Origin of the sequence: Mesorhizobium sp. WSM3860 (assembly GCF_002294995.1) — a bacterium.
GTDB lineage: Bacteria > Pseudomonadota > Alphaproteobacteria > Rhizobiales > Rhizobiaceae > Mesorhizobium.
Window position 1 is genome coordinate 147,960 of sequence record NZ_NSGF01000010.1, and the last position, 13,212, is coordinate 161,171.

Sequence of the window (13,212 nt, forward strand, 5' to 3'; positions counted from 1 at the left end):
ATGGGCCTTGCGGGCGACAAAATGTTTCGCCACAAAGCCTTGCTCTTCCATCGCAAGGCCCTGATGACCCGCGCCTCCCCCTTTCTCGCCGCAAGCCTCGCCATCAGCTTGGCCGTCACGGCGCAGCCGGCATCGGCGGCCGAGGCGCCGTTCGAGCCCGGGCTGATGCGGCTCGCCGAGGTGCTGGGTTCGCTGCATTTCCTGCGCAACCTCTGCGGCGAAAAGGGCGACCAGTGGCGGCTCGAGATGGAAAAGCTGCTCGAGTCGGAAAATCCCGATCCCAACCGGCGCGCCCGCTTCATCGCCTCCTTCAATCGCGGCTACCGTTCCTTCAGCGGCACCTACACGCAATGCACGCCTTCAGCGACCGAGGCCATTGCCCGCTACATGAAGGAAGGCGAGACGCTGTCGCGCGACATCGCATCCCGCTACGGCAATTGAGGATCGGCATCGATCGCGACTATCCACCACGAACTGGCTCCAATGTGGCCGGCCTTATTGTTTCAGGCTGCACCTTGGTGCAATCATCTGTTGCGCTTGTGCAACAATGTTAATGAAACGTTAGTGGATAAATGCCGAATTAACTCAAACTGAAGGTTTTAATGCCGCAAGCCGGTCTAATCGGCTAAGCTTGGTCGAAATTGATCGCAGCCTTGCTCGATACGTAGATTTGCGACTGCAAAATGTCGTATTTACAAGGACTTGTGCGGGCAGCGCATGAACTGGCAAGTCAAGCCCGGTCCCTTGCCGGACCGACGCTTGAAAAGGTGGACACCGCAATGGAACATGGCGTCAGCGACATCGACGCGTTGGTCAGGGAAGAAAAGCGCCTGACCGCCGTGGAGAGCCACAGCGAAGCCTGGGCGGAAGGGTTGTCGGCCGGCATCGAGCCCGAAATCATCGCCGAGGCAGCGCTGGAAACCGCCTTCGGCGAGATGCTGCGCGCCAATGGTGAGACCTCAGCGCTGGCCCTGCTCGACCGCATGCGCGAAAAGGTGATCTCCGGCGCCTTCGAGCCGGAACGGCTCAAGCACTAGCCCGCCCGCCTTGGCCGCTTTTGACGGCGACGCGCCGTTTGGGCATCATGCCGGCCGCCTAGCCATTTGTTTTTTCGCAATTCCGGACGGAAGCCGTTACACAGTTTTCCTGGAATTGCTCTAGCGAGCCCGGAACCATGGAGAGGCAAGGGGTGAGATTTTCGTTGGCAGGCAGGCCGCGCGGGCTGGCCCTCGGCATCTGGATCGCTGCTTCCTGCGCCGGACCATTGGCAATCTGCCTGGCCACCACGCCTTCCTATGCGCTGAGCGAGATCCAGCGCGAGGATTTGCCTTCGCCGGTCACGCCGCCCACCAGTGACGAAACGACCGCTCCGGGGACCAACGTGCCGATGCCGGCCGCGCCCGGCACCAAACCCTCCGACAACAGCCAGCCGGCCGACGAGACGGACAAGAGCGCGCCCGAAGCGCCGACCGGCAGCGGCGGCATCACCAGACCGCGCTCCGACCCGGATGCGCCGCCGCCAGCCGTCGTCTACGACCTCGCCAAGCTTCCCGAACCGGTCAAACGCATGCACGGCCTGATCATCGACGCCTGCAAGAGCGGCGACATCGAGAAACTTCGGCCGCTGATCGGCTCGGGCGAATCCATGACGCAGCTGTCGCTCGGCGACATCGACGGCGACCCGGTCACTTTCCTCAAGGGGCTCTCGGGCGACGGCGACGGCCAGGAGATTCTCGCCATTCTGGAAGAGGTGCTCAACGCCGGCTATGTCCATGTCGACGCCGGCACGCCGCAGGAGCTCTATGTCTGGCCGTATTTTTTCGCGCTGCCGCTCGACAAGCTGGACCCCAGGCAGCGCGTCGAGTTGTTCAAACTCGTCACCGCAAGCGACTATGACGATATGAAGCAGTTCGGCGCTTACATCTTCTACCGCGTCGGCATCACGCCCAGCGGCCAGTGGCTGTTCTTCGTCGCCGGGGATTGAGCCTAGCGGACTCGCGCTTATCGATATCCGACCTCCGGCCATATGCGAGCGGCTTCCTCTCGCAAGGCCGAAAACGCATCGGTTCCCACCGCAACGTCCATTTGCAGAATGTCGGCTGCGTCGCGCAACTCGCTTTTGTCCTGGAGCTTGTCCACCACCCAGGCGACCTTGAGCCGGATGTCGGGGCCGTAGGCTCTTTCCGCCTTATCAAGAGCATCGGTTGGGATTTGCCCATAAGACTTGACCAACATTCCAAGATCGAAAGCATCTCGAAATGCGGTTGCGGGATCTTGGCATCGATCGGCATTCGCCAACAGCTTCTCGGCAAACATATCTGCAGGAACGAGGGCCGGTACCCCCAAATCCTCGTCGAAACGCCCTCGCAAATCGATGCGTCCTTCGCGGACAACTTCGAAGCGGATCGGCTGGCCGTTGAGGCGCACGACTGTCCTCAGGCCATACTGGTCGATCTGAAAATCCCGAACGGCCTGAACGGGCTCCGGGAAAAAGGCCCTGACACCAAGCTCTGAGGCTCGTGTTCGCAGTTCGCGATAGCCGTTGGCGTTCGCGCAAAGGAAATCCAGGTCCAATGACCGTCGATATTCGCCAAGTTTCATGACAATGGCCGTGCCGCCGCCAAACCAGCACTGAACGGTCGTCAGGAAGTCACGGTCCATCAGCCCGAGGGCTTCGGCAATGATCCTGTGTTCCGGTTTTCTGAACTCCTTCATGATCTCAACTCGCGGTGTTTCCTGTTTGGCGGTGTGGCAGCGACAAGAAAATCGAGGAGAGGATGTCCGGGGTTTCAGGACGTGGTCAGAAGGATGCCATGACCAAATTTGTCAGCCAGCTTCCTTATAAGCAGCTTCTCACGCGCTGTAAGGCGCTTCTGATCGACAAAGCGCCAATTGCGTTCGTAAAGTGCGAATGCCTCTTCCGCCGGGATCGGGCGCGCGGCATCGCGGTTCCAGGCGAGCGCCTGGAGCTGCGGGAACTCTGCGGGAACAATCGGCGCAATATTTGCGGTCATGACGCGCTCAACATAGTGCAGAGCGCTTAAGAAATCCAACGCCGGTGTTCTACGCCGGCAGCGCCTCGGAAAACTCCACCGGCCTGCCCTGGCCGGGCGTGACGATCTCGCCCTCCCACATCACTCGCTCACCGCGCACGATCGTGCCGACCGGCCAGCCGGTGACCTCTTTGCCGTCATAGGGCGTCCAGCCGGCCTTGGAGCCAGCCTGCGCGTTGGTGATGGTCTCGCGGCGCTTCAGGTCGACGACGGTGAAATCGGCGTCGTAGCCGGCGGCGATGCGGCCTTTCCGCGCCATGCCGAAGATGCGCTGCGGACCGTGACTGGAGAGATCGACGAAACGCTGCAAAGTGAGCCGGCCGGCGTTGACATGGTCGAGCATGATCGGCACCAGCGTCTGCACGCCCGTCATGCCCGAAGGCGAGGCAGGATAAGGCTTAGCCTTCTCGGCCAGCGTGTGCGGCGCGTGATCCGAGCCCAGCACATCGACGATGCCCTGCGCAATGCCGTGCCAGACGCCGTCGCCGTGGCGCGCCGCGCGCACCGGCGGGTTCATCTGGATCAGCGTGCCGAGCCGCGCATAATCGCCAGCCGAAAGCGTCAAGTGATGCGGCGTCGCCTCGCAGGTAGCGACGTCCTTATGCTGTTCGAGGAAGGCGATCTCCTCGGCCGTCGAGATGTGCAGTACATGGATGCGCGCGCGCGTCTGCCTGGCGATGCGCACCAGCCGCTCGGTGCAGCGCAGCGCCGCGATCTCGTCGCGCCAGACAGGATGCGACGAGGGATCGCCCTCGACGCGCAGACCGAGCCGCTCGCGCAGACGGAACTCGTCCTCCGAATGGAAAGCGGCGCGGCGACGCGTGTTTCGCAGGATCGAGGCGACACCCTCGTCGTCCTCGACCAGCAGGTCGCCGGTGGACGAGCCCATGAACACCTTGATGCCGGCGGCGCCCGGCAGCCGTTCGAGCTCGCCGACATCGCCGGCATTGTCGCGCGTGCCGCCAACCCAGAAAGCGAAGTCGCAATGCATGCGGCCGGTGGCGCGCCGCACCTTGTCGGCAAGGGCCGCCTCGCTGGTGGTCAGCGGATTGGTGTTGGGCATCTCGAAGACCGCGGTGACGCCGCCCAGAACCGCGGCGCGAGACCCCGTTTCCAGATCTTCCTTGTGCTCCAGTCCAGGCTCGCGGAAATGCACCTGGCTATCGACGACGCCGGGCAGGATGTGCAGGCCTGCGCAATCGATCGTCTCGCCGGCCGACGCTTGGCCGAGATCGCCTATCGCGGCAATTCGCCCGGCCTTCACGCCGACATCGCGCCGGCCTTCTCCGTCATGGTTGACCACCGTGCCGCCTGTCAGGATGAGGTCGAAGGTGGTTGCCATGGACTGGTCCAATCTCTTGCGGGGGGAGTGTGGCCGGCTTACGTAATGACCATCATTTTTGCAAGATCAGGCCGACTTCACGCCCATGCCCTTCGCCCTGCTGAAAGACCGCGCGCTCATTTCCGTGTCAGGCCCGGATGCCGAGCATTTTTTGCAAAACATCCTCACGACCGATCTCGATGCGCTCGGCGCCGGCGAGGCAAAGCCCGGCGCGCTGCTTTCACCGCAAGGCAAGATCCTGTTCGATTTTCTCATCTCTCGAGCCGGCGAGAACGGCTTCCGGCTGGAATGCCGGACCGACATAGCCGATGATTTTGTGCGCCGGCTGATGCTTTACCGGTTGCGGGCAAAGGCCGAGATTGCCAAGCAGGATCAGGCGCTTGTCACGATTGCATGGGGCCGTGATTCAACCGCCTCATTTGCCGATTCAACTTCGCTCGCCGACGCCCGCTTCCGCGAGGTGGAGGTCAGGCGCACCTATGACGGCGCAGTTCAGGACAGCGGCGATGCCGGCGCATGGCAGGCCCTGCGTATCGCCAACGGCATCGCCGAAAGCGGCAGCGATTATCAGCCCGGTGACGCTTTCCCACATGACGTTCTGCTCGATGAGACCGGCGGCGTCGGCTTCAAGAAAGGCTGCTATGTTGGCCAGGAAGTCGTCTCGCGCATGCAGCATCGCGGCACCGCGCGACGCCGCGTGCTGATCGCCACGGCCGGGGGTCCCCTGCCTGCGTCCGGTACCGAGCTCACCGTCGCCGGCCGCCCGGTCGGCACGCTGGGTTCGGTAAGCGGCGGACGCGGCCTCGCCATTGCCCGCATCGACCGCGTCAAGGCAGCATCCGACGCGGGCGAAAAGATTATGGCCGGCGAGGTCCCGGTGACGCTCGCCATCCCGGGCTGGGCGAAGTTCTCCTTCCCGCAGGACACCGTCAGCGCGGAGGAGGCCTGATGGCGGCCGACAGGGCGGGAGCGCCGCCGCGCGCGTGGCAGCGCATGCTGTCAGGCCGGCGGCTCGACCTGCTCGACCCCTCGCCGCTCGACATCGAGATTGCCGACATCGCGCATGGGCTCGCCCGCGTCGCCCGCTGGAACGGCCAGACCAGCGGCGAGCACGCGTTTTCGGTGGCTCAGCATTCGCTGCTGGTCGAGACGCTCTATGGCGAGCTGGTGCCGGCCGCTGCCGCCGAGGCGCGGCTCGCCGCACTACTCCACGACGCCCCCGAATATGTCATCGGCGACATGATCTCGCCCTTCAAATCGGTGATGGGCGGCTCCTACAGGGACTGCGAGCTCAGGCTGCAGCGCGCCATCCATCAGCGTTTCTCGCTACCGGCCGAGCTCGGCGCCGCCTTGCGCAAGGACATCAAGCGCGCCGACCAGATCGCCGCCTATTACGAGGCGACACTGCTTGCCGGCTTCTCGACCGCGGAGGCGACGGAGTATTTCGGCCGGCCGCGCAGCTTTTCCGCCGACCGCTTCGACTTCACGCCACGCTCGGTGACCTGGGCGCAGGCGGCATTTCTGAAACGGTTCGCGGCGCTGGAAGCCAAACGCCAGCCTTTTCTTGCTGCCAATTCCGTCAAATAAAAGAACGCTAAATTAACCGGCGGCCACGACAGTAACGTGTTCAGTCACGGTCAGCAGGCGCGCTCATGCCCGTTGCTCATGTCAAGGCTGGTTCGGCCGCAGTCAGGCGGAAGGCAACCGGTATTGGCCCGGTTCGACGAATAGCGGAGGAACTTCGCGCACAAAACGAGCGCTTTTCGGCTGCCGTCGAGAACATGTCGCATGGGCTGTGCATGTTCGACGCCGACGAGCGCATGATCATCTGCAACCGAAATTACATCGACCTCTTCCGCCTCGACGCCAAAGTCACGAAGCCCGGCATCCGCTTCTTCGACATCTTGCAGCACAGCGTCGATATCGGCATCGCCTCGCAAAGCGCCGAGGAGCTCTACGCCGTCCGTAAACCCTATATCGATGGCGCCAAGCCCTCGACTTATGAGGAGACGCTGGCGGACGGGCGCATCATCGTCATCTCGCATCGGCCGCTGGGTTCCGGCGGCTGGGTGTCGATCTACGAGGACGTGACCGTGCAGCGGCGCGCCGAAGACGAGCTGAAGGAGCAGCATCGCCGCTTCAACGCCGCTTTGGCCAACATGTCGCAAGGGCTGCTGATGTACGACGCCGACGGCAAGATGATCGTGCGTAATCAGCGTTTTCTGGAGCTTTACAAGGTCATCGAGGCGGACTTCCCGTTTGGAACGACGCATCGCGACGCACTCGAACGACTGCTTGAGCTCGGCATCTACACCAAGATCGACGTCGACAGCGAAGTCGCCAGAACCGAAGCCGCCCTTCGGGCGGGCAAGATGCAGTCGGCTTACCGCTATCTCGCCGACGGCAGGACATTTCTCGTCGTACGCCAGCCGATGGGCGGCGGCGGCTGGGTCGTGACCTTCGACGATGTTACCGAGCGTCGCCGCGCCGAAGAGCGCATGATCCATCTGGCGCATCACGACACGCTGACCAACCTGCCCAACCGCTCGATGTTCCGCGAGCGGCTCGACCAGGCATTGAGCGAGGCCAAGGCCGCGCCGGTGGCGATCTTCTCGCTCGACCTCGACCGCTTCAAGGCCGTCAACGATACGTTCGGGCATCCGGCCGGCGACTGGTTGCTGAAAAGCGTGGCCGAGCGCCTGCAGCGCTGCCTGCGCAGCGACAAGGACGTGGTGGCGCGTTTCGGCGGCGACGAGTTCGCCATCATCCAGTTCAACGTCAAGGCGGCAGGCGACGCCGAAAGGCTGGCCAAGCGCATTATCGAGGTGATCGGCAAGCCTTATCGCGACAAGGGCCGCGAAATGCATGTCGGGGTGAGCCTCGGCATCGCGCTTTATCCCAGCGACGGGCAGGATGCGGATACGCTGCTCACCAATGCCGACATGGCGCTATACCGGGGCAAGAGCGAGGGGCGCAACATCTACCGTTTCTTCGAGCCGGGCATGGACGCGATGGTGCGGGAGCGCCTGGCGCTCGAGGCCGAGCTGGAAGCTGCACTCCCGAGGCGCGAGTTCGAACTGGATTTCCAGCCGATTCTCGACATCGCCTCCGGCGAGATCGTCGGCGCAGAAGCGCTGATGCGCTGGCGCTCGCCGTCGCGCGGGCTGGTGCCGCCGCAAGACTTCATCGCCGCGGCCGAGGAAACCGGGCTGATCGTGCAGCTCGGCGACTGGGCGCTGCGCAAGGCCTGCGGCGTGGCGGCGGGCTGGCCGCAGGACGTGCGCATGGCGGTCAACGTCTCGGCGGCCCAGATCAAGAGCGGCGGCTTCGCCCGCAGCGTGATTGCGGCGCTCGCCTTTTCCGGCCTGCCTGCAAGCCGGCTGGAACTCGAAATCACCGAAACGGTGATAATGGACGAGAGCGATAGCGTGCTGAGGACGCTCGGGCAATTGCGCGGGCTCGGCGTTCGCATCGCGCTGGACGATTTCGGCACCGGCTATTCTTCGCTCGGTTATCTGCGGCGCTTCCCGGTCGACAAGATCAAGATCGACCGCTCCTTCATCCACGATCTCGACAAACGCGACACGGCGGCGATCGTGCGCACGGTCATCGGGCTCGGTGCCGAGCTCGGCATCACCGTCACCGCCGAAGGCGTCGAGACCGAAGCGCAGCTCGACATGCTGCGCAAGGCCGGCTGCGGCGAGGCGCAAGGTTTTCTGATCGGCGCGCCGGCCAAGGCCTCGGAGATGAGCCGGCTGCTGCGCTCGCAGGAAAAGCTTCGCCGATCCGGTTGAAGCCGGGGACCTGTCAGCGCAGCGTCTCGAAATATTTCTCGTGGAAGCTCACATAGCCGGGCTCTACCACTTTGAGATGCCGCGCGATCAGCCGATGAAAAGCCGGCAATTGATGGAACGGCACGCCCGGATAGGCGTGGTGCTCGGCATGGTAGGGCATGTTCCAGGCGAGCTTGCGCACGAGCCAGTTGGTCAGCGTCGTCCTGGTGTTTTCCAGCATGTTGGCGACGAAGGGGCAGCGGCCATGCTCGGCCAGCAGATAAAGCCTGAGAAAGGGCTGCCCGAGCAGTGCCGGTACGAGCCAGACGTAGAGGAGCACGGTCGCCTTGAGCCAGATCGCAAGCGTCAGCACGACGAGGTAGAAGGCGATCATCGCCCGCGCTTCGGCCTGGACTTTCGGCAAGCCTTTCGGCGGCACATAGCTGTCCCGGCAGCGGCCGCTGGCATTGGTGTAGAGCGTCTTGAAATGACCCCACCACACCGGCAGCCCCGAGACATGGACGATGTACTGTCGCAAGGTCTCGGGCTTCGGGAAAGCCAATTCCGGATCGTTCTCCGGGTCCTGAGTGAAGCGATGGTGAGCGAAATGGAAGTAGCGGAACCAGTCGGCGGGTAGCGCGATCGCCAGGCTGCAGAGCCGCGCGACGGCATCGTTCAGCCAATGCGTTTCGAAGGCCGTCCTGTGCACGGTCTCATGCAGCAGCGTGAACAGGAACACAATCAGGATGCCCTGCGGCAGCATCAGAACCGGCCAGTAAGGCACCTTGGCCGCGATCAGCGCGCCGAGAGCGACGATGGCGCCGAAATGGACGGCAAATTGGATGATGCCCGGCAGATCGGACTTGCCGGTCAGCAGGCTGCGCTCCTCATTGGTCAGCGAGGCGATGACGTCGCGGTGGTCGATGGTGTGGTCGATGGCGCTCATGACGCTACCGTACTGCAGAAAGAAAGCTTTCGAAAAACGAGGAATTCTGCAAAATAGATAAGTTCAACTTATCTTCTGGTAGCCATGGTCGCACTTCCCTCCCTGCGCGGTCTTCAAGCCTTCGAGGCGGCGGCGCGCAGCGGCAGCTTTGCCGCGGCGGCGGAAGAGCTGTCGATTTCGGCGGCGGCGGTCAGCCAGCTCATCCGCACCGCGGAGGAGCAGATGGGCCGCAAGCTGTTCCACCGCGTCAACCGGCGCGTCGTGCTCACCGAAGCCGGCGTCGAGATGCTGCCGAGGCTCACCATGGCCTTCCAGGAAATCGGCAGCGTTGCACGGGATGTAGGCGGCGATGCGTTCCGGCCAAGGCTCGTCATCTCGGTGCCGCCTTCGATGGCGATGGGCTGGCTTTCCGAACGCCTCGCCGGCTTTGTCGCCAGCCACGGCGCCGCGGATATATCGCTGAGAGGCGACGACGACCCGGTGCCGTTCGACCATCAGATGATCGACATCCGGCTATCCTACGGCCCGCACTATCGCGAGCACCCGACCGAGGAGATCGTCCAGGACGCCGTCTACCCCGTCTGCGCCCCCGGCCTTGCCGGCGCAACCAAGCCGGAAACTCTCGCCGGCCTGCCGCTGATCCACACCGACTGGGGACCGTCCGGCGCCGCCTTTCCGTCCTGGCGCAACTGGCTCGAGGCGGCGGGCATCGAGCCAGGACGGGCGGCGCAGTGCGGCCTTTCCGCCAACTCGTCGCGGGCGGCGCTCGATCTCGCCATATCGGGACTGGGCGTGGCGCTGGCGCAAGGCATCTACTGCGCACGGGCGCTGGAGGACGGCCGGCTGGTCCGGCCCGTTGCCCGAGCGCTGGAACTGCGCCAGCCTTATTGCCTGACGATCCCCGAACGCAGCGCAAGGCGCGATGCGGTGGCGGCGTTTCGCGAGTGGCTGATCGCCGCATGCGTGCGCGCCGTCAAATCGCCGGCGCTGGTCTGACGTCCGCGCCTGGTCAGAGATGCCCGGCCAACGCCGCCACCATGTCCTTGCTGGTGGCCACCGGAACGATCTCGAACTCCACCAGATCGGCCCATTCGATGACCCAACGCTGCAGGTGCGTGACGTCATCGGCCTCGACCAGCAGGAAGCAGCGGCTCATGTCGCCTGCGATCCAGCTATGGTGAACGACAAGCTCGTCCGGTTTCAGCCGACCCCGATCGCGGAAACGCCGGTAGATTTCCTTGCGGTCGCAGCCGTGAAAATCCTCGATCACGAAAAACAGCATCTTGCCCCCATTCGGATGATTGTCTCAGCCGCATTCTGCGACGCCAGGCGATCCCGCCCGGCTGCAAAATGCTCTAGCGGCCAGTGCGCTCCAGGCGCTCCAGGAACCATTGCGTCAGGCGCACCCAGAGCTCGTCCTTCTCGCCGGAATCCTCCCAGCCATGGTCGAGATTGGGGTTGTCGTTGACCTCGATGACGAAGACCCCGTCCTTGGTTTCCTTGAGATCGACGCCGTAGAGCCCGTCGCCGATGCAGCGTGCCGCCTTGACCGCCGTCTCGACGACGTGCGGCGGCGTCTGCTTCAGCGTGAAGGTCTTGATGCCGCCCTGATCGGGCTTGCCGTTGGCCTTGTGATTGACGATCTGCCAGTGTTTCTTGGCCATCAGGTAATGCACGGCAAACAGCGGTTGGCCGCCGAGCACGCCGACGCGCCAGTCATATTCGGTGGGGATGAATTTCTGCGCGATGAGGAGATCGGAATCCTCCAGCCACTCGGTCGCCAGCTTTGTCAGATCGGCAAGGTTCTCGCATTTCTTGACGCCGCGCGAGAAGGATGAGTCCGGGATTTTCAGCACCAGCGGGAAGCCCAGGGTCTGGGCGGCGAGCTCCAGATCGGAGGTGCCGGCAATCATAACCGTCGGCGGCACCGGCACCTTGTTGTAGGTCATCAGCTCGTTGAGATAGACCTTGTTGGTGCAGCGGATCATCGACAGCGGGTCGTCGATCACCGGCATGCCCTCCTGCTGGGCGCGGCGCGCGAAGCGGTAGGTGTGGTTGGAGATGGATGTCGTCTCGCGGATGAACAGCGCGTCGTAATTGGCGAGCTTGGCTAGATCCTTCCTGGTGATCGGCTCCACCTCGACGCCCATCTTCTCCGCGATCCTCGCCCAGTAGCGCAAGGACGAAATCTCCGAAGGCGGCAATTCCTCATGCGGATCGACGAGCGTCGCGAACGTGTAGCGCGCCGGCGTGCGCCCCTTGGTGTCGCGCCACTCGCGGTTGGTGTAGGTCTCCAGGCATTGCAGGAAGACTTCTTCTTGCTCCTCGCTCATGCGCGCGAGCGGCAGGAAGCCGATCTTGCGGATCGAGGCCCATTCGGCGCTGTCCTTGATGTGGACCTCGAGCGCCGGCGCGCGGAACCAGTCGAACAAGAGCTTGGTGAACCGGTCCCACACTTTCGAGGGCCCGATGCCGAAAAAGACGGCAACCTTCGTGGGAAAGGTTCCGTCGAGATCCTTGCGGCATTTGTTGAGCGCGAGCTCGAGTTCCGGCAACGCATGCTCATAGAGCTTGCGCTCCGACAGATCGATCATGGTCTCGACGGTCGGGATCACTTTGTGGCCGCGCGATCCGGCGAGCAGCGAGGCATAATAGCCGCGGCTCTGATAGCCGTAATTGTTCGACAGGTTGATCACCTTCGGCCGCTGGCCGCGAAACAGCGCCGGATGCGCGAGATAGTCGCGGTTGGTGATGATCTTGTGCGGTGTCGCCACCTGGTCGAGATCGTTCTGCCTGCCTGTAAGGATGACCCAGGTCATTGTGTCAGCGTTTTCCCAGAGTGATGGCGGCGCGCAACCCGTCGCGGCCGAACTGAGCCATGTTCATGAAGATGCCATAGGGCACGGGAATGTTGGCGGCGTCGAGGATGGTTTCCTGCCTTTCGTCTTCGACCCAGGGATCGTGGATGAGGATATGGTCGCCGTCGTCGCCGATGGCCAGCACCCAGTGCGGCACCTTCTTGCCGAACATCAGGAAGCCGCTGATCAGCACAAGCACCAGCTTGCCCTCGGCAAGAGCCGCGCGGATGTCGTCGATGCCGAACGGACGGTAATTCACCGGGATGCCGTAAAGTTCCGCGCGCCGGCGGAAGTCGACCTGGGCGAGCTCCATCACCCGGCGCTTGTCCTCGCTGCGCACCGACTGCAGGAACAGCGCGCCGTGGAAGGATACGAAGATCTCGGCGGCAAGCCCGCTTTCATAGCCGGAAACCGCCAGGCCGAAAGGCTCGCAGCCGCCCGGCCCTGACATCATGAATACCGTGGTCGCCTCGCGCCACAGGCGTATTTCCATGACCGGATCAGGCACGAAGCCGGAATCGAAATTGGCCATCGCCATCATCAGGCAGCATGGACCGCAGGTGAACTCGCAGGTCTGCTGGTAAAACGGCACCCCGGTGCTCGTCGGGACATCGCCGCGCAGCGTCTTTTCGTAACGCAGCGCGGTGGCGCCGTCCTCGTAATAGTCGGGCTCGCGGCCGATTTTTCGGTAGCCTGCCTGCTCGTAGATGCGGATGGCGCGCTGATTGTCCTCGCGAACCTCGAGCCGCAGCATCATGCGATCGTGTTCATAAGCCGCCTCTTCGGCCGCGGCCAGCAGTTGGCGGCCGATGCCGAGATTGCCGAAGAACGGACCGACAGCGATGGAATAGAGCCGGGCCACGCCGCTGCCCTTGCGAAACAAGACCACCGCGTAGCCGGCGACATGGCCGTCATTCTCGGCCACCAGCATCTCGGCGGTCTCACGCTCGATCAACTGGCGAAAGGACCGGCGCGACAGGCGATCGCTTGAGAAAACAGCCTTCTCGATGGCGGCGAGGTCATCGACGTCCGACGCGCGGGCCTTGCGGATCTCGGCAGGCATGCGGGGTTTGGGAGAACCTCGATTGGATTAAAGGAAACGGCCCCGGTCAAAAGCAGCACCCGGCCGAAGCGCCGGTCTTCATCAAGCGCTATCGCTCCTTGATTAGGGCCGAATTGTGACAGGTTCCGCGGCGGCAGAAAAGCACCATGGCTTTGAACTGAACCACCATTTCGAAAC

General features: G+C 63.4%; 14 protein-coding genes. 7 read left to right on the plus strand and 7 right to left on the minus strand.

The features are described from left to right. Positions 1-63: 63 nt before the first annotated feature. The 3 genes from CK220_RS17865 to CK220_RS17875 all read left to right on the plus strand — a co-directional run bounded on the left by CK220_RS17865 (position 64) and on the right by CK220_RS17875 (position 1,984). Entirely contained in the window at positions 64-441 is a 378-nt protein-coding gene (locus CK220_RS17865; RefSeq protein WP_095812844.1) for a TIGR02301 family protein, read from the plus strand. Positions 442-779: 338 nt separating this feature from the next. Continuing rightward, positions 780-1,037 carry a hypothetical protein gene (locus CK220_RS17870; RefSeq protein ID WP_040972051.1) on the plus strand — a complete coding sequence of 86 codons (258 nt, stop codon included), beginning with the start codon at positions 780-782 and terminating at the stop codon, positions 1,035-1,037. Between the two features lie 152 nt (positions 1,038-1,189). Beyond that, on the plus strand, positions 1,190-1,984 hold the full coding sequence (locus CK220_RS17875) for a hypothetical protein (RefSeq protein WP_095812783.1): 795 nt from the start codon (positions 1,190-1,192) through the stop codon (positions 1,982-1,984). Positions 1,985-2,001: 17 nt separating this feature from the next. On the opposite strand, the gene CK220_RS17880 is transcribed toward CK220_RS17875, so the two are convergent. The 3 genes from CK220_RS17880 to CK220_RS17890 all read right to left on the minus strand — a co-directional run bounded on the left by CK220_RS17880 (position 2,002) and on the right by CK220_RS17890 (position 4,395). Then, positions 2,002-2,715 (minus strand): nucleotidyl transferase AbiEii/AbiGii toxin family protein, encoded by a 714-nt coding sequence (locus CK220_RS17880; RefSeq protein WP_095812784.1) that lies wholly within the window; start codon positions 2,713-2,715, stop codon positions 2,002-2,004. A gap of 74 nt (positions 2,716-2,789) precedes the next feature. Then, a complete protein-coding gene (locus tag CK220_RS17885) occupies positions 2,790-3,014 on the minus strand; it encodes a hypothetical protein (RefSeq protein ID WP_095812785.1) in 225 nt (74 codons plus the stop codon). 49 nt (positions 3,015-3,063) lie between these two features. Next, on the minus strand, positions 3,064-4,395 hold the full coding sequence (locus tag CK220_RS17890) for a dihydroorotase (protein ID WP_095812786.1): 1,332 nt from the start codon (positions 4,393-4,395) through the stop codon (positions 3,064-3,066). 85 nt (positions 4,396-4,480) lie between these two features. Here CK220_RS17890 and CK220_RS17895 point away from each other — a divergent pair, with 85 nt between their 5' ends. The 3 genes from CK220_RS17895 to CK220_RS17905 all read left to right on the plus strand — a co-directional run bounded on the left by CK220_RS17895 (position 4,481) and on the right by CK220_RS17905 (position 8,189). After that, positions 4,481-5,344, plus strand: a complete 864-nt coding sequence (locus CK220_RS17895; protein WP_095812787.1) for a folate-binding protein YgfZ — start codon at positions 4,481-4,483, stop codon at positions 5,342-5,344. Continuing rightward, entirely contained in the window at positions 5,344-5,982 is a 639-nt protein-coding gene (locus CK220_RS17900) for an HD family hydrolase (protein ID WP_095812788.1), read from the plus strand. Before CK220_RS17895 ends, CK220_RS17900 begins: the two co-directional genes overlap by 1 nt. A 212-nt stretch (positions 5,983-6,194) precedes the next feature. Continuing rightward, positions 6,195-8,189, plus strand: coding sequence for an EAL domain-containing protein (locus tag CK220_RS17905; protein WP_245429254.1), 1,995 nt, complete (start codon positions 6,195-6,197; stop codon positions 8,187-8,189). Positions 8,190-8,202: 13 nt separating this feature from the next. On the opposite strand, the gene CK220_RS17910 is transcribed toward CK220_RS17905, so the two are convergent. Beyond that, positions 8,203-9,093: a fatty acid desaturase family protein gene (locus CK220_RS17910; protein WP_095812845.1), complete on the minus strand. Its 891-nt coding sequence runs from the start codon at positions 9,091-9,093 to the stop codon at positions 8,203-8,205. A 105-nt stretch (positions 9,094-9,198) separates the two neighbouring features. Here CK220_RS17910 and CK220_RS17915 point away from each other — a divergent pair, with 105 nt between their 5' ends. Continuing rightward, entirely contained in the window at positions 9,199-10,110 is a 912-nt protein-coding gene (locus CK220_RS17915) for a LysR substrate-binding domain-containing protein (protein ID WP_095812790.1), read from the plus strand. Positions 10,111-10,123: 13 nt separating this feature from the next. Here CK220_RS17915 and CK220_RS17920 read toward each other — a convergent pair whose 3' ends face one another. The 3 genes from CK220_RS17920 to CK220_RS17930 form a co-directional block, all read right to left on the minus strand. Next, on the minus strand, positions 10,124-10,396 hold the full coding sequence (locus CK220_RS17920; protein WP_095812791.1) for a DUF3303 family protein: 273 nt from the start codon (positions 10,394-10,396) through the stop codon (positions 10,124-10,126). Positions 10,397-10,469: 73 nt separating this feature from the next. Further along, positions 10,470-11,933, minus strand: coding sequence for a RimK family protein (locus CK220_RS17925; RefSeq protein WP_067321133.1), 1,464 nt, complete (start codon positions 11,931-11,933; stop codon positions 10,470-10,472). A gap of 4 nt (positions 11,934-11,937) precedes the next feature. Further along, on the minus strand, positions 11,938-13,035 hold the full coding sequence (locus CK220_RS17930) for a GNAT family N-acetyltransferase/peptidase C39 family protein (RefSeq protein WP_095812792.1): 1,098 nt from the start codon (positions 13,033-13,035) through the stop codon (positions 11,938-11,940). Positions 13,036-13,212: the final 177 nt, after the last annotated feature.

Excerpts from the sequence above, each read along its gene's own strand:
- CK220_RS17885 (WP_095812785.1), bottom strand. The coding sequence starts at position 3,014 with ATGACCGCAAATATTGCGCCGATTGTTCCCGCAGAGTTCCCGCAGCTC.
- CK220_RS17930 (WP_095812792.1), bottom strand. The coding sequence starts at position 13,035 with ATGCCTGCCGAGATCCGCAAGGCCCGCGCGTCGGACGTCGATGACCTC.
- CK220_RS17915 (WP_095812790.1), top strand. The coding sequence starts at position 9,199 with ATGGTCGCACTTCCCTCCCTGCGCGGTCTTCAAGCCTTCGAGGCGGCG.
- CK220_RS17925 (WP_067321133.1), bottom strand. The coding sequence starts at position 11,933 with ATGACCTGGGTCATCCTTACAGGCAGGCAGAACGATCTCGACCAGGTG.
- CK220_RS17920 (WP_095812791.1), bottom strand. The coding sequence starts at position 10,396 with ATGCTGTTTTTCGTGATCGAGGATTTTCACGGCTGCGACCGCAAGGAA.
- CK220_RS17900 (WP_095812788.1), top strand. The coding sequence starts at position 5,344 with ATGGCGGCCGACAGGGCGGGAGCGCCGCCGCGCGCGTGGCAGCGCATG.
- CK220_RS17865 (WP_095812844.1), top strand. The coding sequence starts at position 64 with ATGACCCGCGCCTCCCCCTTTCTCGCCGCAAGCCTCGCCATCAGCTTG.
- CK220_RS17895 (WP_095812787.1), top strand. The coding sequence starts at position 4,481 with ATGCCCTTCGCCCTGCTGAAAGACCGCGCGCTCATTTCCGTGTCAGGC.
- CK220_RS17905 (WP_245429254.1), top strand. The coding sequence starts at position 6,195 with ATGTTCGACGCCGACGAGCGCATGATCATCTGCAACCGAAATTACATC.
- CK220_RS17880 (WP_095812784.1), bottom strand. The coding sequence starts at position 2,715 with ATGAAGGAGTTCAGAAAACCGGAACACAGGATCATTGCCGAAGCCCTC.
- CK220_RS17870 (WP_040972051.1), top strand. The coding sequence starts at position 780 with ATGGAACATGGCGTCAGCGACATCGACGCGTTGGTCAGGGAAGAAAAG.
- CK220_RS17890 (WP_095812786.1), bottom strand. The coding sequence starts at position 4,395 with ATGGCAACCACCTTCGACCTCATCCTGACAGGCGGCACGGTGGTCAAC.